Origin of the sequence: Paenibacillus albidus, from assembly GCF_014644435.1 — a bacterium.
Classification (GTDB): Bacteria; Bacillota; Bacilli; order Paenibacillales; family Paenibacillaceae; genus Paenibacillus_AQ; species Paenibacillus_AQ albidus.
The window spans coordinates 98284-120042 of record NZ_BMKR01000010.1; the positions used below are offsets into that span (position 1 = coordinate 98284).

General features: G+C 53.8%; 12 protein-coding genes and 1 tRNA gene. 1 reads left to right on the plus strand and 12 read right to left on the minus strand.

Translation table 11 applies throughout. The features are described 5' to 3' along the window. Positions 1 to 196 precede the first annotated feature (196 nt). Positions 197 to 1552 (plus strand): dipeptidase, encoded by a 1356-nt coding sequence (locus IEY53_RS13915; RefSeq protein WP_189025816.1) that lies wholly within the window; start codon positions 197 to 199, stop codon positions 1550 to 1552. Positions 1553 to 2144: 592 nt separating this feature from the next. Here the strand turns inward: IEY53_RS13915 and IEY53_RS13920 are convergent. The 12 genes from IEY53_RS13920 to IEY53_RS13975 form a co-directional block, all read right to left on the minus strand. Beyond that, positions 2145 to 3956 (minus strand): glycoside hydrolase family 36 protein, encoded by a 1812-nt coding sequence (locus IEY53_RS13920; protein ID WP_229696144.1) that lies wholly within the window; start codon positions 3954 to 3956, stop codon positions 2145 to 2147. Continuing rightward, on the minus strand, positions 3953 to 4909 hold the full coding sequence (locus IEY53_RS13925; protein WP_189025818.1) for a glycoside hydrolase family 43 protein: 957 nt from the start codon (positions 4907 to 4909) through the stop codon (positions 3953 to 3955). The genes IEY53_RS13920 and IEY53_RS13925 overlap by 4 nt, the downstream gene beginning before the upstream one ends. Before the next feature lie 41 nt (positions 4910 to 4950). Continuing rightward, entirely contained in the window at positions 4951 to 6669 is a 1719-nt protein-coding gene (locus tag IEY53_RS13930; protein WP_189025820.1) for a cache domain-containing sensor histidine kinase, read from the minus strand. A gap of 1 nt (position 6670) precedes the next feature. Further along, complete coding sequence (locus IEY53_RS13935) at positions 6671 to 8236, minus strand: response regulator (protein WP_189025822.1); 1566 nt, start codon at positions 8234 to 8236, stop codon at positions 6671 to 6673. A gap of 118 nt (positions 8237 to 8354) precedes the next feature. After that, complete coding sequence (locus IEY53_RS13940) at positions 8355 to 9989, minus strand: extracellular solute-binding protein (RefSeq protein ID WP_189025824.1); 1635 nt, start codon at positions 9987 to 9989, stop codon at positions 8355 to 8357. 86 nt (positions 9990 to 10075) lie between these two features. Then, a complete protein-coding gene (locus tag IEY53_RS13945) occupies positions 10076 to 10981 on the minus strand; it encodes a carbohydrate ABC transporter permease (RefSeq protein WP_189025826.1) in 906 nt (301 codons plus the stop codon). Between the two features lie 85 nt (positions 10982 to 11066). After that, the gene (locus tag IEY53_RS13950; protein WP_373293857.1) at positions 11067 to 11930 is read right to left on the minus strand and encodes an ABC transporter permease; all 864 of its coding nucleotides are present in this window, start codon (positions 11928 to 11930) and stop codon (positions 11067 to 11069) included. A 205-nt stretch (positions 11931 to 12135) separates the two neighbouring features. Next, complete coding sequence (locus tag IEY53_RS13955) at positions 12136 to 15201, minus strand: glycosyl hydrolase (protein ID WP_189025830.1); 3066 nt, start codon at positions 15199 to 15201, stop codon at positions 12136 to 12138. Positions 15202 to 15300: 99 nt separating this feature from the next. Continuing rightward, positions 15301 to 17559: a sialidase family protein gene (locus IEY53_RS13960; protein WP_189025833.1), complete on the minus strand. Its 2259-nt coding sequence runs from the start codon at positions 17557 to 17559 to the stop codon at positions 15301 to 15303. 594 nt (positions 17560 to 18153) lie between these two features. Beyond that, positions 18154 to 18227: transfer RNA gene (locus IEY53_RS13965), tRNA-Gly, on the minus strand. Between the two features lie 70 nt (positions 18228 to 18297). Continuing rightward, complete coding sequence (locus IEY53_RS13970) at positions 18298 to 20421, minus strand: putative bifunctional diguanylate cyclase/phosphodiesterase (protein ID WP_189025835.1); 2124 nt, start codon at positions 20419 to 20421, stop codon at positions 18298 to 18300. 243 nt (positions 20422 to 20664) lie between these two features. Continuing rightward, on the minus strand, positions 20665 to 21627 hold the full coding sequence (locus IEY53_RS13975; protein ID WP_189025836.1) for an aldolase catalytic domain-containing protein: 963 nt from the start codon (positions 21625 to 21627) through the stop codon (positions 20665 to 20667). Positions 21628 to 21759: the final 132 nt, after the last annotated feature.

The window sequence follows — 21759 nt, forward strand, 5'->3', positions numbered from 1 at the left end:
TGACAAGCTATCGGCGGAGCCTGTGAGCTGAAATGTTTGGTGATTCCTGAAATGATCCTGCTTCATTTTGATCCATAGTGAGTTCTCCAGTATAATATCTCTATAAATGCTAAACAAGACGGTGGCAGAGCGCCATTATGCATAGGCTTACCAAGCCGGCTTTGCGAAGCAATACCTAAGGAGGTACATACTCACTATGTCATACGAAACCTATTTTCAGAATCAGCGGGAAGCCCAGCTGGAGGAGCTCAAGCAATGGCTGGCCATTCCCAGCATTTCGGCGTTGTCCGACCACAAGGAAGATGTGCTGAAGGCGGCACACTTTCTCCTGGACACCCTTAAGCGGGCCGGACTGGAGAACATTGAGCTGCACCCGACTGCCGGCCACCCGGTCATTTATGCGGATTATCTGCACGCACCGGGCAGACCTACCATCCTTGTCTATGGACACTATGATGTGCAGCCGGTAGATCCGCTCAACCTCTGGACGACCCCTCCTTTTGAACCCGAGATCCGGGACGGCAAGCTGTATGCCCGCGGCGCAACGGATGATAAAGGGCAAGTCTTTATCCACATCAAGGCCATCGAAGCAATCCTTAAGCAGGAAGGCTCGCTTCCGGTCAACATTAAGGTGTGCATTGAGGGAGAAGAGGAAATCGGCAGCAAACATCTGCCTCCGTTCCTGGAAGCCAACAAGGAGAAGCTGGCCGCCGACGCGGTGCTTGTCTCCGACACAGCCCTGCTGGAGCGCGGACGTCCGGCCATCTGCACCGGGCTGCGCGGGCTGGCTTCGCTTGAAGTCAGTGTAAATACCGCTGCAACAGACCTGCACTCCGGCTCTTTCGGGGGCGGTGTTCCCAATGCGCTGCACGCGATGGTCTCCCTAATGGCCTCCCTGCACGACGACAAAGGGCGCGTAGCTGTAGAAGGATTCTATGAAGGCGTGCCCGAGCTGTCGCCGCTGCTGCGCGGGGAATTTGCGAAGCAAGGTGTGAACGAAGATACCCTCAAAGCGAACCTGGGACTCGAATCGCTATATGGCGAAGAGGGATATTCTTTTGTAGAACGGGTTGGCGCACGTCCAACGCTGGAGCTGAACGGTGTCTACGGCGGCTTCCAGGGCGAAGGCAGCAAGACCGTCATTCCAAAGGAAGCCCATGCCAAGATCACCTGCCGTCTCGTCGGCGATCAGGACCCGCAGCATATTCTGGATGCCGTTGAAGCCCATCTGAAAGCCAATATCCAGACCGGCGCAAAAGTCAAAGTCGTGCAAATGGAGAAAGCGCGTGCCTTTAACAGCGACCCTACGAATCCGATTCTGCAAACGGCAGCGGACGCTTACGGCAAAGTCTACGGCACCCGCGCCCTTTTCACCAAAGACGGCGGCTCGATCCCGATCATGGAGAGCTTTGCCCGTGTGCTGGAGGCCCCGGTCGTGCTGATGGGCTTTGGACTGGACGATGAGAACCTGCATGCCCCGGATGAGCATTTTAATCTGGAGAATTTCGATAAAGGCCTGCTGACGGTGGTGGAGTTCCTGAAGTCGGTGTAACCTTTTATCCAATAGAAAAGCCCGGCCACCGGAAGGAATCCTTCCGGTTGGCGGGGCTTTTTGCGTGGAGTGAACCCTCCTCAGCCAGATCTCCGCCTTGCAGCAGGTTGTGGAGTTGTTGATTGACACCCACCTCAGCTTAGGCAGTGCTCCCGGGCAGGATAGCACAATAACCGATGGAGTCCGCCAGAAAGTTACGCCCTGCAGTCATCTGTACAAGTAACTTCACCGTAATTTCTCTTGCGGCGAGTGGCAGACTGCATTTAGTGCAGCAGAATTGCCTCTTTCGAGCGTAAAAAGTGATTCTGCTGTATTTAGTGCAGCAGAATTTTAGGCAGCCGCCTATAAAGGCTACTTTCCGGCATTTTGAATGTACAAAATGCATTCAATCAGCAAATCCCAAGTGGCTAAGTCCATTCTGCTGCACGAAATGCAGTCAAATGTTCAACTCAATAGCTGCCCTTTTCCTGGCTAGTTCCCCCTCCCCTCACTTTCACCCGCCCTGCTTAATTAAGCACGGTAATTAGAAAGAGTGATGCCTTTCAGGTTTTTAAACATACGGGCAAAGGCCGCCGGGAGTTGATCGGGATCGTCAATGGAGCATGGGCGCACCGGTACGGATCGAAATGATACCTGCCGCCGGCACCTCCAGAGCATGGACACCTGCGGCCCAAGCCACCGTGTGCCTCGCAACTATTGTACCTTGGCAGTCGCGGACGGTTATTTCTTTCTGCCCCGAGTCCTGGTCCAGCTCCAGCACAAGACGGGTGAGCAACGTCCCGTTCACGACCAGCACCTCATCGGGCAGCTCGCCGGTCAGCGGGATTACCGTGTCATGATAGGCTGCCACGATCCATTTCTTAGGCATGCGGGCGAACACAAGCGGATACAGCAGCTCGGGATGCCATGGCTCCAGGACGCCGTCCAGCAGCACCTCACGGTGCTCGCGCCAGAAGGCCAGCTGGTAGGCCAGCATCGCAAAATGCGGCTGCGGCAGACGGTCCAGCCGCATCGAAATCTGCGGCACGGAGAACAGCACATTGATCAATTGCAGCGCTGCATTGGCTACAGGTTCCTCCGGGTGCCACATCAGCATATCGGCATGAGCCGCTGTACGGTCGCAGATCAGACGGATGTCCAGAGTCTTGATCCGGTTCTGCACCGCATCGTTCGGGCAATCCCCGGCCCGGAACATGTTGCCGTATTTACGCATCAGCGGACCGATATAGTTCTGGCGGAACTCGATCATAATGTCCGGCTTCAGCTGCCGCAGACGGAAAATCACTCCGCTCAGCAGCTGGTCAACCGCTGCCGGCACAGAATCCGTGTCCCTGCCACCGCCGCTCTGCCGGGAGCTGTCTCTGGTTTCGTAGAAACTGTCTACAAAATCAAGCTTAAAGCCGTCCAGGTCATAGTCCAGCAATGCCTGCTCATAAATGCCTGTTAAATAACTCCGTACCTCGGGATAACGCGGGTCCACAACTCCCGCTCCCATCTCTTCATTAAAGTACAATAATTTATCCTTATAGCTGTGCCAAACCTCGCTGTGTTTCCCGATGAACGGAACCGCATACCAGAGAATCACCTTCAAGCCCTGCTCATGAATTCGGGCTACATGGGCCTTCATATCGGGGATTTTGGCAGGGCTCACCTTCCAGTCGCCGCAGTAGGCATATCCCCTGGCTTCATCCGAGGTCTGCCAGCCGTCATCTATAATAACCGCCTTGCAGCCCAGCTCCGCTGCAGCTTTGCACTCCGCCTCCACCGCTTCCGGCTCAAGCTGCTGGTGGAAGCTGTACCAGGTGGAATACATCGGTTCCCGGGCCGTATCCGGAACCGGAGACGGCTCGCAGCCCGCTAGACCGGCCCACCATCCGGACACCCCGGACAGTGCTTCGAAATACGGAACCCTGCGGGAGTCCAGGCGCAGCACCAGCTCATAATGGGCCAGGGGCGAAGCGGGCCCTTGGAAGATCGTCACCGAACAATGGAAGCTGGCTGTCTCCTCATTCAGGCCCGCATGCAGCCGGAGCGGATGCAAGACATCGGAGCAGGCGAAGCTTAATACATTGTTGCTCCTGTAGCCATGCAGGCAGACGACCGGTGCGGAAGAAGTGGCTCTGGAAGAGAACCCTGGCCACCAGTCGGGGATCAGCGCCCGGCTGCGCTCCGCAGCCGGATGCCACAAGCCTTGCACATCCACCGCCGGGCAGCTCCATTGCAGCGAAAGCTCCGGGGGAGCTGCCGGAACATCGGCGTCCAGCGCAAGATGCACAAACTTCACCCCTGCCTCCCCATCTTCCACATAAAGCGAGGTGCGGAACCCCCCGGAATTTCCTTGCAAGGTGATCTCATATAGATCAGCGCTTATTGTCTTCAATAGAGTCTGAGTCCGCGTAATCATAATTTCGAGCCTCCCAGTGTTGACAGGTCCCATTCCTCCTGCCAGTGCACAGTAATTTTGCCGTCTTGAATCCGCAAAGGCAGCCATATATACCGCGAATCTGCCAGATCTTCCCGGTTCCAGCGGTCAGCCATAAAGACAAATGCTCCCGGCCGGCCCTCCAAGGGCAGAATGAACGTCCCCTGAGAATGGAATGTCGTTCCCGCCTCCGCCCCGCTGCAAGGATTGCCTTTCACCGTCCAGGGACCCATGATGTCGTCAGCCACCGCATATTCCGCCTCGTTCGGGTCCCAGCCAGTGCAGCCGGAGGTGATCAGATAATATTGGTCACCCTCTTTTACAATCGCCGGAGCCTCCCGATAGCAGTCAATGAACTGCCGGGCGCCGCTCCCGGTGGTCCGCAGATAATCATCCGTCAGCCGAAAAATGTACAGTGTGCTGTTGTTGTCCGAGGAACAAAGCAGATACGCAGCAGCATCGCTGTCCTGGTAAACCGTCATGTCCCTGCTCATAACCCCGCCGGGGCGGAAGCTGCCCAGATAATGGAACGGACCTGCCGGACTGCTGCTAACAGCCACCCCCGCTCTGGCCAAGGCGTAATCTGCTGTATCGATATGCATCCACATCACAAACGCGCCGCTGGCTTTGTTATAGATCACCTTCGGGCGCTCCAGCACTTTGGTGGGATGCAGCTCATGCCGCGGATCGTCCGGCACAGCCGGCAGAACGATCCCTTCATTCTGCCAGTGTTGCAAATCGGCGGAAGAATAACAGGACACACCGATCACATCACAGCGGTCCCCTTGCGTAATGCCATTTTTATTCTCACCGTACCAGTAGTACAGGCCTTCATGATACAGCATTCCGCCGCCATGGGCCTGAATCACTGCTCCGCTGCTGTCTCTCCAAACCTCTCCCGGGCGGATCTTGCCGCTTGGTTCCTGTGTGGTCATAGCGTATGATGCTCCTTTATACCAGATTTGCTTTACGGCAGCTACATTTTGCAGGGAATCCGAATTTGAACACAGGTACCGATCCCGCTGCGGCTGGCAATGTTGACCCCGTACCCGCTGCCGCCGTGCAGCTTGATCCGAGAATCGACATTGCGGATGCCATAGCCCATACGTGGGCCTTCAGGGTCCAGAATCTGCTGGATGGTATCAGCACTCATCCCCACGCCGTTATCAATGACTTTGAACACAATATCCGTCTCCCGCTTCTCCACCACCAGCCGGATGCCGATCGTGCTGCCGAACCAGGCATGCTCCAGGGCATTCTCAATCATTGGCTGCAGAATCAGCTTGACGGTCGTGTACTCCAGCGCTGCGGGATCGATGTCGTAGTACACAGCCATCCGGTCGCCATATTTGATGCACTGAATGGCAATGTAGGCTTTGGCATGCTCAATTTCCTTGCCTACTGTGGTCAGGATTTCGCCCCGGTTCAGGGAGAGCCTATAGAACTTGGCCAGCTCCTGCACAAGAACATGAAGTTTCTGAATGTCGCCGAATTGCGCCAGACGGTTGATGGAGGAGAGGGTGTTGTAGAGGAAATGGGGATTGATCTGTGCTTGCAGCGATTCCAGCTCCGCTTCTTTCTTCTGAAGATTGGCGACATAATTCTTGTGAATCAGCTCTTCGATATTGGTGCCCATCCGGTTGAAAGCCGCTGCAATCTGTGCCAGCTCGTCATTGCCCTTGTAGCTGATCCGCTTCTGAAAGTCCCCGTCACGAAAAGCGTTCAGCGAACCCACAATCTTCTGAATCCGCCGTGAAAAATAACTGGATACCCCGATGCCCAGACAAGCCAGCACAAAGGCACTGACCAGACAGACGACCAGCGTCATCCTGCGCACCTTGTTGGCACTTTCATCGAACAGGCTGTTCGGAATGTGCGCTTCCAGCACCCAGCCAAGCCCATCCAGCGGTTCACTCAGCAGCAGCCGGTTCGCCGCTGATGCCTTCACGTCCCCGGCCACTCCTTCAGGGGAAGACTTAAGCACCGTGTTGCCTTGGTTATCAAGCACCATAAGGGTGCTATATTCGCCAACCTTGCGGTAATCTACCGAGTCCAGCAGATCACGGATCTGTACCCTTACCCGGATCAGCCCCATCTCCTGCCCCCGCTGGACATCATCCAGCCGCTGAAGCAGTGAAATATTGCCGTCCCTTTCGTCGCGCTGAATCTGCTGCCATAAGCTGTGACCAGCCTTTTGCCTGGAAAATTCCAACCCGCCGTACCAGTCTTCATTCTGAATCCTGTTCAGATGGAAGATCTCATACCGCTTGGTCGAGAGCAGCGGATTCTGTTGTCCGTCCTTATAGAATAATTCCGGGAGGGTATCGTTCTTCAGATAGAGGGACAAACCGATATTGCTGGCTGTATAGTTCAGCAGATTGGCAAGCGTGGGCATCAGTGTTTTGGTCATCGTCTCGTAACTGTACCAGCCTTGATCGTAACGGCGGAGGGCATTTTGTAAATTGTAATTGTAATACAGCATATCGGAAATGCGCTGGATATCATCCGTGCGGTAACGGATGTTGTCCCGTATCTGCCGCAGCGTACCCTGGATATTGTCCCGAGTCTTCTCCTTGAGAGAGCTCACCGAGTGGGCATAGGCGAACATTCCTACGGTCAGCACAGCCAGCAGCAGACACAGCAGATAAGGCAGAATCAGCTTGTAGCCAAAAGGCACATTAAGCATGCGGCGCATATTACAGATGTCTCCTGTAATCGCCCGGACTGACACCGTAATACTCCTTGAATTGCTTGCTGAAATGGGACAGGTTCTTGTAGCCCACCCGGTGGGCGGCTTCATAAACCTTCAGCTTCGGATCACCGAGCAGCTCCTTGACCCGTTCCAGCCGCCTGAGACTGACAAAATCGGAGAAATAGACCCCCGTCTCCTCATAGAAGATTTGCCCCAGATGATTGGGTGAAAAGGAAAAATGATTGGCCGCATCCCGCAGCATCACATTATGCTCCAGATGCTCTTCGATATAAGCTTCGATCTCTTCTACGAGCTTGCGCTTTTTGCCTTGCCGTTTGCGCTGCAGATGCTCCGAAAGCTCGAACATCCGGCGGCGGAGCCAGGATTTCATATCCTCTATCGTTTCAAAATGGTACAGGATGCTGAGATGCTTCCGGTCCAGCCTGAGCAAGGCATAAAAGTCTTCATTGATCGTATGCAAATAGGCATCCAGCTTGGAGACAATGTGGAGGAACAGCTGATAAATCTCCAGCTTGTTCTCCATATTCCCCACAAGGACAAACAGCTCCTCATTGCAGTCGTCGACATCAACGAGCCGGTAGGAGGACATGGCCGCGAACAATGATTGCAGAATACCGTCCAGATCCCGCGCTTCAGCCGAGATCGGGCCTTTGGCATCCGTATGGAGGATCAGCTTGCCTTTGCCCAGGAACAGCTTCAGTTCCAGAGCTTCCCTGGCCCGCCGGAAGGAGAGGTGCAGCTCCTTCAGACGGGTTACGGGCGGGCCCACGCCTATAGTGACCGTAAGCGGAGTACCGCAGACCGCCCGGCGAATCAAGCCGTACAGCCGTCCGCTGTCGTAGCTCTCTTCAAGGATCAGCGCAAAATGGAACCGATCCAGTCTGCAGGCCTGAATCCGCTCCTCCGCACAAAAGTGCTCTACGGCTGTTTCCAGCTTTTTCTCTATTTCCGCCTTAGCCTCATCCCCAAAGCCGTTCAGCTTCCAGGACAAGTCATCCGGTTCCAGCAGTGCCGTATACAAGTGTGTGGTGTGCCAGGGCATCCCGATCCGCCGCAGCAGTGACAGCACCTTCTCTTCATCCGGCAGCCCGTCCAGAAGCTGCATGAACAGCTCTCTTCTCAAAAGAGGCTCCGATTCCGAGAAATAGAGCTCCAGATGGGAGTGGGCCCGCTCCCGGTCCAGCGACTCCCGCACTTCTTCCAGGGTTCTGCGCATATCCTCGTCATCCACCGGCTTCAGGACATACCCCGAAGCGCTCATGGAAATAGCCTGCTTGGCATACTGGAAATCTTCATAGCCGCTGACAAAAACAATCTTCAGCTTCGGATTCAGCTCCAGGGCTCTGCGGGCCAGCTCCATTCCCGACATAATCGGCATTCTGATATCGGTGACGATAATGTCCACAGTCCCTGAGCGCAGCATCTCCAGTGCCTCAAAGCCGCTGCTCGCGGCAGCGTGCACCTCCATGCCCAAAGCCTCCCAGTTCATGAAGCGCTGCAGACCTTCCAGATCCAATAGCTCATCGTCCACCAGCAGCACCTTGTACATACCATCCCATCCTTTAAAATCTGTATAGATGAAACTTCTGCCTGCCAACCTGACATTTTTTAGTGAAAGGGGTATACCTGATTCCAGTATACCCCACGATTCCGGCAGGCCCTAAACGTTATTCCATCTTGCTGAGATTATTTTGCCATCTTTCAGTCTGGAATTTAAGCAGCTTAGCATAACCGGCGCGCTCCGCGTCCTCATCGGCTTTTTTCAGAAGCTGCTGGACCTCCTCATCGCTTTTGGCATACAGCGCTTTGGCATAGACTTCCAGATAGATATCGTTCACAGTCGTTGCAATGGTACCTTCCTCTGAATCAGGCAGCGGGTCCAGGTTCACAAATTCCGTAAAGTTGCGGGAAGTCTTCCAGGCGACTTTGGTTTGGGCCAGCGTCGTCCAATTTTGTTTGTCTTCTGGCAGCTGCGCATCCATCTTGGCCTTGGTCTTATCGATAAAGGTGGTGTTGCCCACCCAATTGAACCGGCCGATCTTTTCTTTGTCCTTCTCCGACTGCGGCGTAGTGAGCCCCCGTTCATTCTGAATCGGTACGCCATCCGCATCCGTCTCATCCCAGTACAGACCCTGGCGCCCGAAATTCAGGATACGCTGGCCATCATCACCCGTCGCCCAGTCCAGATAGGAGAAGATCGCCTCCGGGTCCTCTGCTTGCTTCGTAATCACCAGCACATTCCAGCCCAGAGAGTTGTAATTGTTCGGGGTGATCTTCTCGGCATTCAGCCCGGCCTTATGAATCGGCCAGATGATATCGTAGCCGGCTTCAGGATCGGCGGCCCGCAGCGCGGAATTGGCACCCCGGCCCGGATTGGCAACGTCCCCGTCCACGAAGACCGCCACCCGGCCCGTGTTCAGCTTCTCCGTAATCTGGTCGCTGGTCTGGGTGAAGACATCCTGGGAAATCAGCTTTTCACGGAACAGCTTGCTGGCGAACAACATGTTCTCGATGAACACCGGATCCTTAAAAATCGATTCCAATGCATTCCCTACCGGATTGGCTTTGGACAGATAGGGTTTATTCTCGGCAAAGCCGCCATACATCGTATCGATCCCCCGGCCCTTAGCCCCGACCTCCAGCGGAACCACGTCCGGATACTTTTCCTTCACCAGCTTCAGATAGGCATACAGGTCATCGAACGTTTCGAGCTTCGGCGAGTTCAGTTCTTTATATATTTTCCGGTTGACGAGCCAGCCGCCGTTGCCGTTGGGACTGGATGTGTACCAGTTCGGGAACTGGTAGAGCTTTCCGTCGTCCGAGCGGAGCATATTCAGCGTAGCTTCACCGGCATTTTTTTTCAGATTAGGGTATTTATCGAGGTATTCATCAAAGGAAACCAGCAGACCGGCCTGCCGCAGACGCTCCACGTTCGCTCCACGGTCCATCATAATCACATCCGGCAGACTGCCCGAGGCAATCATTGTGCTGAATTTGGTCTCTGCCGCGCCGCTGGACTGAACTGGTGTAATGTTCACCTTAAGCGTGTCGATAATCCAGCGTGTCGTGGAATCGTCTCCCCAAGGCTCCGTGGTGTCCCAGTCGTAGTTGCTGTAATAACTGAAGGAGACCGGCTTCACCGTCGTTCCCTCTGCTGGCGTTGCTACTGCGGCTGTCCCGGCGGGTGCCGGTTCTTTGCCGGGCTCGGCGGTACTTTGAACAGCGGCATTATTCCCTCCTCCGCAACCCGACATCAACAGCACGGTGCACAATACGACCGACAACAGCGGCATTTTCTTCATACGCTTCAATTGAGCAGCCCCTCTCTAATACTTACTATACGCAGGATGAATCTGAAACAGACAAAGAATCGGCTTCCCGGGCCTGGCTATTCTTTCAGAGAGCCGATGAGTACACCTTTGACAAAATACTTCTGTAAAAAGGGATAGACCATAATAATCGGCAGTGTAGCTACCATGGTTGTTGCCATAATCAGGGATTTGCTGGTCACCGACTGCATCAGAGCCAGTCGGTCCTGAGCTGCAGCACTGCTGCCAATCGCCTGCAAGAGCTGATCCGTCACAATATTGGAATTCAGAATCTGCTTAAGCAGCGTCTGGATCGGAATCAGATCCGGGTTGTTGATATAGATACTCGCTGAGAACCAGTCATTCCAGTGTCCCACCGCGGTAAACAGGGACAGGGTCGCCACAACAGGCCCGGAGATCGGCAAAATAATGCGGACCAGCACCCCGATATGATTGCAGCCGTCAATTCTGGCCGATTCAGCCAGACCTGCAGGCAGCCCCAGAAAAAAAGTCCGGAAAATAATCATGTTATACACACTGATCAGTCCGGGGATGACCAGCACCCAGAAGGTATCCATCATGCCAAACTCACGCATCAGCAGAAAGGTGGGAATCAGCCCGCCGCTGAAATACATTGTAATCACGCAAAAGACCATATAGAATTTCCGGCCCATCAGCTCCTGCCTTGACAATCCATAGGCCAACACAGCCGTGAATAGAACGGACAACACAGTACCGACCACCGTCCGCAGGATCGAGATCAGAAAAGCCTGGCTGATCCTGTCATCGCGGAAGACCACCATGTAGTTGTCGAACGTCGGACTGCGGGGCCAGAAGGTGATACCGCCAAGCGCCGTATCAGAGCCCGTATTGAAAGAGATCACCAGCGAATTCCAGAAGGGGTACAACGTGATGAAGCCCAGCAGGAGCAGGAGTAAATAAATGAACACCTGCAGCACTTTATCTCCCGGCGACAGCTTCATCATAACCCGTTCCCCGCTTTCCGGTAGATTGTGATCTTATGCAGCATAGAATCAGGCGGCGTCCATAGCGCCTTGGAGGACAGGTGGCTTACCATAGGCTGGAACCCATTTTTCTGGCAGCCCTGTTGGCGATTGCGAGCAGCCCCACACTGACCACCGCCTTGAACAATCCTGCCGCCGCCGCATAGGAATAGCGGTTGTTGAGAATCCCCATCCGGTAGACATACGTATCAATAACATCCGAGACATCCCGCAGGATCGGGTTGGTCGCCAGGATCAGAATATCCTCAAAACCCGCGTTCAGGATATTGCCCACAGCGAGGATCATAAAGATGATAATGACCGGCCGGATGCAGGGCAGCGTAATCAGCTGAATCTGCTTGAAACGGCCGGCACCGTCAATGGAAGCGGCTTCATACAGATGCGGGTCAATGCCGGCAATCGCCGCCAGATAGACAATGGCCGCAAAGCCCATTTCCTTCCAGATTCCTGTACCTACGAGAATCCCCCAGAAGTATTCCGGCACCGACAGAAAGCTGATGGGCTCGGAAGTCAGATGCAGGTTCATCAGCAGCATGTTAACGCTTCCATTATCAGTCGAAAGCATAGAGCCGACGAACCCGCCTACGATCACCCAGGAGAGAAAATGCGGCAGATAGCTGACCGTCTGAATCACCCGCTTGAACATCATGTTTCTGACCTCATTGAGCAGCAGCGCCAGCAGGATCGGAGCCGGGAAGCCGATGCACAGCTTCAGCAGGCTGATTACAATCGTATTGCGCATAACTGTCCAGAAGTCGGGAGAATTAAAGAAGGCCTCAAAATGCTTGAATCCCACCCACGGACTGTTAAAAAAACCGCCAAACAGCTGATAATCCTGAAAAGCCATCAGCACGCCATACATGGGCAAATAGCTGAAGATAAAGATGAACAGCAGTGCCGGCAGCACCATCAGCTGGATATCCCACTGTCTGAACCACCGGAACCACCAAGTAACAGAACTTCCTTTCGCCTGATTTAGAGCTCTCCGTTCAATCTCCACGTCGGTCATCCTTCCTGGTTCTTTGCTTTACACCTTAATCTTATGCAAAGTGGGAAGGACACACCAGTACCGGGGCCAACGAAAAATGTGGTTCAACAACGATTACTTAATTACGTCATTCCTCCTCAACGGAAAGCTTGATCGCCTTCACATCATCAATGTAAAGCGTCCCGCTTCCCGTACTGCCATTTCCCTGAGCCACATAAAAACCAAACTCCTTAATGGAACCCAAATCCATGACCCCATTGCCGCCGGAGGACCATCCCGGGTTCACAAACTCTGTAAAGGGAATCGTTACAAGTCCCGCCGCCGTCCCCTCAATCCGGTAGCTGGCTTCCCACACCTCACCGCCCGTCTCATGGAACTGGACTGCCAGCTGCCGGCTGGAATCATCCGGCTGCAGCCAGAACGAAATCCCCTCCATGCCGGGCCATTCCTTGCCCATGCTGCGGTATACTCCGGCATACCCCGGATTCCCGACAGTATAATCAAGCTTGAGCCCGTAGGTGCCGCTGTTCAGCTGATAGGTATCCAGCGTGACCGTCGCGGCATTGCCGGAGACATTGCGCTGCCATTTGGAGCGCAAGCTGCTGTCCGAGCCGCCATATTGCTCAAAATCATCGATAATATAGCTGTCCATCGGCGGTGGAACATACGGTCCGCTGCCGGTCTCGCCGTTATTGCGCGCCCGGGGATCACTGTAGACGGACTGAATGCCGCTGAGGGAGTTCTTGTCGGTCAGATACTGGGACCAAGTCATGAAATAGACGTACCGCGGCTGCTTCTCGCGCAGCATCTCCATATCCGGCAGCTCCCCGTTTTCCCCAATGGCTATAGGCCGGCCTCCGCTGAGCTGCACAAGCTTGTTGTAATACGTATCGCGGTAATCGTTGTTATAGATATCCATAGCCAGCACATCGACCAGCCCATGCCCAGGATAATAAGGGGCTGAATCATAAGCCCAGGAGCTCTCTGCATTCGGACTCCAGACCCAGATCAAATTGTCCAGCCCATGCATATGGGTGAACCGGTCATACATATTGCTCCACAGCTGGTTGAACAGCTCAGGCCGCGCTCCCCACCAGAAGAATTCCGCATTCATCTCATGATATGGCCGCCATAACACCGGAACCCCTGCGTCCTTCAACTGCGCCAGATAACCGGCCACCTCATCCATCTGGGCTGCCCATTGGTCATATAAAGCCGTACCGGGAGTTACAATATCCGTCATCTCGGCTTCCGTCACATCCGCCGTTACACTTTCCCAGCCTGCCGTTGCAGAATCCATCGGGCGCGGCTGGTGGTAGGTCAACGTCACCATGGCTCCCGCCTGGCTTTTGGCTATCGCTTCGTCAACCATGGCCTGCCGCAGCGCAGCGAAATCGCCGCCTGTGTAATAGGCAAAATCCGACCCCCAGAGCGCCGGATAATACCCGGTCAGTTCCGCCGCCTGATCATACCAAAGCGTGGGTTCTTCGTAATAATTATGTTGTCCCGTATAGACGGCATTGCCTACCGTGGCATACAAACGGTCCAGCAGCGCAGCGGCTTCCTCCGAAGCATCCGGATTCACCGGGGACATCGTGCCGGTTGTTGCCTGCACCGTGCTGGCGGCCGAAACAGCCGTCCCCTCACTTACAGCCCGCACCTCAATGTCATATAGACTTTCAGGCGATAAGCCCTCAAGCTTGTATTCATACAGCGATTGGCCGGGAACATAAGGAACCGTTAGACTGTCCCACTCGGTATTCGCGGCTTTTTTATACGATATTCTGTACTCTCTTACGCCAAAAGAACCTGTCGAAGCTTCCCATTCCAGCTCCGCAGACACACCGTCCGTCCCCTTCACCTGGAATCCGGACGGCGCATGAGGTGCCAGCTCAGCCGGAAGCTCCGGCAGTGCGCCCACAAACATCTGGTCCAGGAACAAATCCGCACCTGTAGAATTTTTGGCAAGAAGCTGCATAAATTTATCCTTGGCCCCGGATCGCAGCTGCTGCTCCGAACGGGTCCACTCTGAAGCGGTGTTGGCCAGAATCGGCTGCCACTGACAAATACAGCCTTTATAAAAACCTGCCTTCAACGTAAAGGTGTCCGGCGTCTCGGCTGCAGACCTGCTCCAATAGGAGATCAGATAGGTGGTATCCTTCTCAACCGGCAGCCCTGTAGTCCTGATTTGTGAATAATTTTGCAGCAAAGCGGCATATTGCCCTGAATACGTATCATAGGTCACGGTCTGCACGGTCCCTGTGGTTTTCCACGGAGCCGTTGTGCCAGTCTCCCAATCCCCATTTACGAGCAGATTGGACCCCGGCGTTGCCTCAAGCCCCATAACGGCTTCGGAGGTATTGCCCGCGCCATCCTGTGAGCGCAGCATCACCGCATAGACGGAGAACGGGTCAAGACTCTCCAGGGTATAGGTATACTGTGTTACCGTTTCCTGATGCGGAATGGACACTGTATTCCAGTCGGGCGCATCTGTTCTTTTGTAGGACAGCTGATAGGATTCGACTCCGATATCATCCGTAGACCCCGTCCAGGTCAGCGCCAGTGCCTCCGGCTCATGCCGGGTCTGCCAGGCACCCGGTGTTGTCGGATCTTCAATGTCCACATTTTCACGGATCACTGCGTCGTCGATGTAATAGTCCATGCTGGTATTGTTCCAGAACGAGAAACGGACATACTCCACGCCGGGCTCCGGCGTGTACAGCAGCTGCTGGTATTCCCAGTCTGTCGAACCGGTGAAGGCGAGGGGTTCTTTCCCCTGCTCAGTCCCGAAAAAATCCATATCGATGACATGACTGCCCACTCCGGCTCCGGCGAATTTCACCCATAAACCGACACGGTAGGTTTTGCCTTCCTGCACTGCCACGGATACTGACGCTCCCCCTGTGTTCCGCTTCACCTGAAGGCTGTGTTCGCCTCCATGTTTCTCGGTGGTGGTCACCACCGGACTGCCCCATTTCTCCCAGTTCGCGTCCCCCGCTTCAAAACCGGGATTGCTAAGCAGATTCTCCCCTGCAGCCTGTGACGTCACAGGTGCCATAACAGGTGCAACGATAATTGATGCAACAAACAGAGCGACGGCCAGCCAACTATGGAACCATGTTTTGCCCGTTTGTGCTACCACTTGGATCAAGCCTCCATTGGATACAGCCGGTTTTGGTTTCGATGTTCGCATCGTCCGGCTTCTCCAATGTAAGCGTTTACTATAAAACTGAGCAAGGTGCATCAGCAACGAAAAACTTGCTCTGGCAACGATTATCCTAATTGGACAGCTCTAAAGTTCTTGACCGATGATCGTATGGAATGCCCCGTTGCCGCAGGTCACGGCAAGAGCCTGTTTCCCTTCACAATCGACGGCGATTCCTTTCCAGCGAACCGCGCCAAGTGCGGCCTGATCCCACTCCTCCCAGCTCGCTCCTCCATCCCGGCTGCAGACCACCCTTGACTCCGTTCCGGTACAGATCAGCGGCTCGCTGGCCAGAACCAGCAGGTCCCTCCCTTGCTCCCAAGTTCCTACTGACAGTGCCGATACATTAAATACTTCCGTAGGTCCGGAGGGATACAGCTTGTGCCAGCTTAACCCGTCGTTTTCACTGCGCCACAAACCTTCCGTAATAAAGCCGGCATACAGTGTGCCTGAATGATTCGGCGAGTAGGCGACAACATTTAATACAGAAGCCAGGCCGTGCTGCTGAAACGGCAGACCGTCTCCAAGCGGGTCCCAGGAGTCCCCTCCGTCTTGCGAGCGCCAGAGTCCCTCGGTCCATTCCCCAAGCAGCAGATGTCCCGGCCTCTGCGGGTCGGTATCCAGCAGCTGGTTCGTACCGCAAGCGTTCTTGACCTGATAGACCACCACGGACAGCAGCTCCGCTTCGATCCAGTTCTTCTGATGCGGCAGGGTCCGTATCCCGGCCGGAGGACGGAAGGCCGTTTGTTCCCATGTGCTTCCCCCGTTCCTGGAACGATAGACTCCTGCCCCGGCGGACACCGGGCCATCTACAAACGCATAAAAGGTCCCTGGCTGACCGCCGTCTTCACGCAAAGCCTGCACAAAAAGTCCCGGCTCAAGCGCAAGGACTTCGGCCGCGGTTGCCCCGCCATCCTTGCTGCAGGCAATGCAGGCCTTTCCTCCATGACCCGTCAGCCCATACAGATAGTGCCGGCTATCCGCCTTGGACATGACTGCTGCAGTGCTTCCCGAATATCCCGGCAGGCCCGGCAGGCTGCGGAAGGTCCGGCCGCCATCCTCCGTCACCTTCGGAGAATGGTCTGCCATGGTGACACAGAACTTCCCCGGCTGCTGCTTGCCGGCGGTTACGGCTTCCATGCAGGTTGTCTCCAGCCCGCGGAATTGCCCGGCCCGCCAGCTTCTGCCGCCGTCCTCGCTAATGGATACTCCATACCAGTTGCATAAATAAAGACGTCCTTTAACAAAGCGGTCAACGGTTATTTGGGAGATGGCCCACCCCGCTGCCGCTGCCCGTGACCCTTCGCCAAAGCCGTCCATATAAGCCGGAAATCCACTCAGATCCTCATCCTTGTGGCAGTGAACCAGCCGCCAATGCACTCCGCTATCCTTGGAAACATACAGCGGAATCGGCGGCATGCCTTTCATATGCGGCCGCAGATCCGGTGCCGTATACAGAGACTTGTGGTCATGCGGGTCCTGCACAATTGTGCCGTACCGCTGCCCGCCCTGCAGCAGGCCTTCCCCGGCCGCTTCCCAGGTCTGTCCTCCATCACAGCTTACGCGGATGCCGTCCCAGATACAGGCCGCCAGCAGCCGCTGCGGGCTGACGCTGTCAAAGGACAACTCGGCGAAGCTTGGGCCTTCGTGGAGCAGCTGCCACGACTCCCCGTGGTCGAGGCTGGCATACAGCCGGCCCCGTTTGCCCCGCGGCTGGTCCTGCAGCAAACCGAGAACGCCGCCTTCGGCCACGTCGGCGTAATCCATGTTCAACCCCTCGTCGCTGATCGTCCCAGCGTACAGAACGCCAGGCTGAGCGGGATGAAAGGCAACGCACCCGAACCGCTCCGCCGGGAGCGCCGCCTGATTCCAGGTCTCCCCGCTGTCCCGGCTGATCCATAATCCGCCGGTATATCCCCCGGCGGCCACTGTCCCCGGGTCATACGGGTCCACGGCAATCACCTCGCCGTACATCCGGGTCGGCCCGTTGCCATAGAACCCCATACTGCCGCAGACCTCACGCCAGCTCTGCCCGCCATCCGCTGATTTGTGCACCGAACCATAGAAGGTCCGGCCCCTCACCTCACCGGAGCAGCGGAACATTATCTCCGGATCATGCGGGCTGACTGCAAAGCTCTGTACCTGATGATGATAGGCCTGGGTCAGCCCCCCGTTCAGCGTCTCCCAGCTCTCCCCGCCGTCGGAGCTGCGGAACACACCTGCCACATCACAGCGGGCATACAAAATCCCGGGTTGTCCAGGGTGCTGGATCAGCCCGGTGATATAACCGCCCCCGCCAAGTAGTGCCGGAGACCAGCTGTGCTTAGTCTTCATTCGGTTATGCATTTTCTTCCTCCCTCCATCCATCTCCTTAAGCTTACCGTCAGGAGTTGAATATGGGCATCCCTGACGGCAACGAAATCTAATGCTGAGCAAGGAAATATGCGAGGAAGGGGTGTTAATTCACTTTATTATGTATAGAGGAGGCAAACCTCTTGCCTCCTCGTTGTGTCAGCTAATTACGACAGCTTTCAGTACCCTGAGCGTCGACACGCTCTGTGTCCTCTGTGCGGATGGCAATGCTTGCAATGCTTGCGCGGCGCATGCTTGCAGTGAACCTTTTTACAGCCAAGCTTTATCTTTTTTTCACAGCACTTTTCGATTACCGGATCATATCTGACGGTAATGTACTTTTTCACCACTTCGGTTTTCACAAAGCATTTTCTATAGGAACTTGTCGTACCCCAACAATCTTTCCCTTTTCTCCTAGTCATCTTCCATTACCTCCCATTTTTTAGTACGGGATAATATACGTACAGGGACAATAATTGGATAGATATGCTTGCCTACGCATAATAACTTGGGTTGCCCTTTTTTGAATCTCGCATTATACGCAAAGAAAAAACCCTTGGATACCCAAGGGTTTGGAAGTTTAGATTATGGAGCGGGTGATGGGAATCGAACCCACGCTATTAGCTTGGAAGGCTAAAGTTCTACCATTGAACTACACCCGCAACTCAAAGTTAAGACAAGAAATAGTATAACATCTCATTATATAAAATACAACCTTTTACGATAAAAAGTTCAAGAATGCAGACGCAGCAGAGGTTTTAGAAAAGAAAGCTCAAATTCAGCCGCCTGAATGGGCTTGCTGAACAAGAAACCTTGCGCCTCATGACAGTGCTGCTGGCGCAGGAATTCCAGCTGCTCCACATTCTCCACGCCTTCGGCAGTTACCTTCAGCTTCAGGTGATGCGCCATGGAAGTGATGGTCGAGACAATAGCTGCATTATTGCTGTCTTCCAGCACATCCGAGACAAAGGAGCGGTCAATTTTCAAACGGTCGATCGGCATATCCTTGAGATAATGCAAGGAGCTGTAGCCGGTTCCGAAATCATCGATACTGATAAACACGCCCAGTTCCTTCAGCCGGTTCAATTGCTCAAACGTCGTCTCCTTGTCCAAGGTCATGCTCTCCGTAATTTCCAGATCGACGTAACAAGGGTCGAGCCCGATTTCGTCCAGAATAGCACCAATCTTGCCGGCCAGATTCGGCTGCAGGAACTGGCGGATCGATAGGTTGATAGAGACGCATATCGGACGATAGCCCTTCATCTGCCACTCTTTATTCTGAAGACAGGCTGTTCTCAGCACCCATTCGCCAATAGGGACAATAAGCCCGCTCTCCTCTGCAATCGGAATGAAGTCTGCCGGGGAGACCAGGCCGCGTTTGGGATGATTCCAGCGGAGCAGGGCCTCCATCCCGACGGTCTCTCCCGAATCCAGCTGAACCTGCGGCTGATAGACCAGATAGAATTCGCCGCGTTCAAGCGCCCTGCGCAGATCGTTCTCCAGCTTCAGGCGTTCTTTGGCCTTCATCTGCATGGCTGGCGTATAGCGGCGGATTTCCACATTCTGATCCTTGGCATTATGAACAGCGGTATCCGCATTCTGGATCATCTGCTCGGCAGTGGTCCCGTCCCCGGGATAGATGCTGATCCCCATACTGAGCGAGATGTGATATTCTCCCGATTCCAGACTGACCGGACTCTCAAACAGCCGGAGCAGCTCGCGGGCCCGGATCAGGCAGCCCTCCAGACTCGATCTGTCCGTCATTAGAAAAGCAAACTCATCCGCCCCCATGCTGAACAGCTCTTCGTTCCGATCTACCTGCCCCGCAATCCGCCGGGATACCAGCTGCAGCAGAAGATCTCCGGCGTAATGTCCCAAGGAGTCATTGATATTCTTGAAATGATTGATATTCATAATAATCAATGCAGAGAACCCCTTGCTGGTGTCCTTCTGGGAAATCTGGATCATTCCTTCCACCCGCTGCATCAAGCAACGGCGGTTAGGCAGCCCGGTCAGCTCATCATGATAGGCCAAATAATTAATACGGGCTTCGATCTGCTGCTTTTCATGGAAAGGTTCCTCAATCGTCAAACGGTATACACCGGTAAGCAGCAAATAATAAGCGATCCCGCTGCAGACCATGCCAAAAAGATGATCCAGCTCCCCAATGCTGAGGGGATTCATACAAAAAGCCTGGCCCAGGGAGAAAAAAATGAGTGAACGGATAATAATCAGCAGCGAGGCGGATTTCTCCACTTTTCCGGGATAGACAATAAGGGCTACGCCGATCAAATAAATAAAGAGCACTACCAGATCCAGCGTCTGCTTCAGTGCATTCAACCAGGCCTCCCCGATCAGCTGCGGAATTAAGGAGCGCCCAAAAATGAAGACACCCAATGAAAGGATGATCAACAGAAAGGAGATTTTGAACGCTTTTCCCTTTGCGGCGGCAGATACCGGCCCGTCTTCTCTGCTGAAAATAAACAAGATGCCCACCGCGCTCGCAAGGCGCGAGGATATCAACAGCCAAAGCGAATCATCAGCGCTTATAAAGGAAGATATCCATGGAATCCCGACGTAACTGACTGTATGTATGAAATCAAATACGCAGACCCCTAAAAAAAGAGCAGACGCATACAGTCTTCCCCGCGATAGCTGATTGGAGAAGAATAGCCAGCCCTGTGCAAAAATCGCAAATCCAAAAGCCACATTGCAGAAGCCCGCAATGAGATAAAGTGCAGAAAGCAGATCCCAGTCATCCACGCCCTTCAGCGATGTATGAAAAATCTGAATCAGAAGGAATAGGATGGCTCCTAAAACAGCCGCACGAATTGTTTTTTTCTCTTCTTGTCTCATAAGTCCCTCGCGTCCGAAAGTGATATCTATATCTAATGACGGGAAATATTCATGTCCTATGTATAAATATCGGCTAGTTAAGCCAGTAAAGTTACAGCGTATTTTCGACAACATCAAAGAAATCGCAGCATTACATCGTGTAAACAGACCGGAATTTTGCATATTCACGTATGTTTTTGGCTCCAGCAGCAAGAAAAAAGCACTTCCCTCTGCATAAGAGTTCAGTGCTTTCCGCTCAATCGGTTATTTATCTCCGAAGGTTACTTCCGGGGTAGTCAGCTTGTCATAGAAATCGACAGCTTTATCTTTGTCTACAGAGGAACGCAAAGCCATAGCAGAACGCGGATGCTCATCAAGCGTGCCAGTAATCATATAAGGAATAATGTAGCCCCACTCCTCTTTTTCCCGCAGAGGGATCATCAGGCGCTCCACGATATCCAGCACAGGCCGGAGTTTGTATTGCGTATTCTTGAGATGGGTTACCAGCAGCTCGGTAGGACAATTGCCAGCCGCACGGCCCATGCCGTAGCAAGAAGCATCCAGAAGCTCTACGCCGTTCTCCGCAGCAATAAGGGTGTTGGAAAAAGCCAGCTGGAGATTGTTATGTGTATGCACACCCAGGCGTTTGTTAGGCAAATGTTTCTTAAACTTATCCACCAGATATTTCATGTCATTATGATCCAGACTGCCGTAGGAATCGACGATATATACAACATCGACAACACTTTCGTTAATCTGCTCAAAAGCTTCAAGCAGTTCATTCTCCATTACATTCGACAAAGCCATGATGTTGATGGTAGTCTCGTAACCCAGATCATGGAAGGTCTGTACCAATTGCAGGGCCTTATCCACATCCTTGCTGTAGCAGGCTACGCGGATCAGGTCGAGCATGCTTTCGCTGCGCGGCAGAATGTCCGCTTCATCCACACGGCCGATATCAACAAGTGCGGAGAGCTTGGTGTGTCCTTTTTGCGGGATAACCTTACGCAGAAAATCATCGTTCAGGAAACGCCAAGGACCGGCACCTTCAGCTCCCTTAAGCAGCTTCGGTGAATTCTTATATCCGATTTCCATATAATCAACACCCGCTTCATTTAAGCCGGCGTATAGATTCTGCACAAACTCCACACTGAAATCCCAGTTGTTCACAAGTCCTCCGTCACGGATCGTGCAGTCGACAATTTTGCTCTGATTAGTCTTCACCATATGTTCTCCCTTCAACTGTTGCAATCAACATGCAATCATTATCGTTTAATCATACTTTAATGAAGAATAAAATGTAAAGGATATTCGCCTATACCCGCATATACTCAAGCTACGTCGCAGCAATGATAAAGG

What these genes read in the sequence shown, in the direction of transcription:
- IEY53_RS13975 (WP_189025836.1), bottom strand. Translation starts at nt 21,627, where the DNA reads ATGGTGAAGACTAATCAGAGCAAAATTGTCGACTGCACGATCCGTGAC.
- IEY53_RS13960 (WP_189025833.1), bottom strand. Translation starts at nt 17,559, where the DNA reads ATGCATAACCGAATGAAGACTAAGCACAGCTGGTCTCCGGCACTACTT.
- IEY53_RS13955 (WP_189025830.1), bottom strand. Translation starts at nt 15,201, where the DNA reads ATGCGAACATCGAAACCAAAACCGGCTGTATCCAATGGAGGCTTGATC.
- IEY53_RS13945 (WP_189025826.1), bottom strand. Translation starts at nt 10,981, where the DNA reads ATGATGAAGCTGTCGCCGGGAGATAAAGTGCTGCAGGTGTTCATTTAT.
- IEY53_RS13935 (WP_189025822.1), bottom strand. Translation starts at nt 8,236, where the DNA reads ATGTACAAGGTGCTGCTGGTGGACGATGAGCTATTGGATCTGGAAGGT.
- IEY53_RS13950 (WP_373293857.1), bottom strand. Translation starts at nt 11,930, where the DNA reads ATGGTGCTGCCGGCACTGCTGTTCATCTTTATCTTCAGCTATTTGCCC.
- IEY53_RS13920 (WP_229696144.1), bottom strand. Translation starts at nt 3,956, where the DNA reads ATGATTACGCGGACTCAGACTCTATTGAAGACAATAAGCGCTGATCTA.
- IEY53_RS13940 (WP_189025824.1), bottom strand. Translation starts at nt 9,989, where the DNA reads ATGAAGAAAATGCCGCTGTTGTCGGTCGTATTGTGCACCGTGCTGTTG.
- IEY53_RS13925 (WP_189025818.1), bottom strand. Translation starts at nt 4,909, where the DNA reads ATGACCACACAGGAACCAAGCGGCAAGATCCGCCCGGGAGAGGTTTGG.
- IEY53_RS13970 (WP_189025835.1), bottom strand. Translation starts at nt 20,421, where the DNA reads ATGAGACAAGAAGAGAAAAAAACAATTCGTGCGGCTGTTTTAGGAGCC.
- IEY53_RS13930 (WP_189025820.1), bottom strand. Translation starts at nt 6,669, where the DNA reads ATGCGCCGCATGCTTAATGTGCCTTTTGGCTACAAGCTGATTCTGCCT.
- IEY53_RS13915 (WP_189025816.1), top strand. Translation starts at nt 197, where the DNA reads ATGTCATACGAAACCTATTTTCAGAATCAGCGGGAAGCCCAGCTGGAG.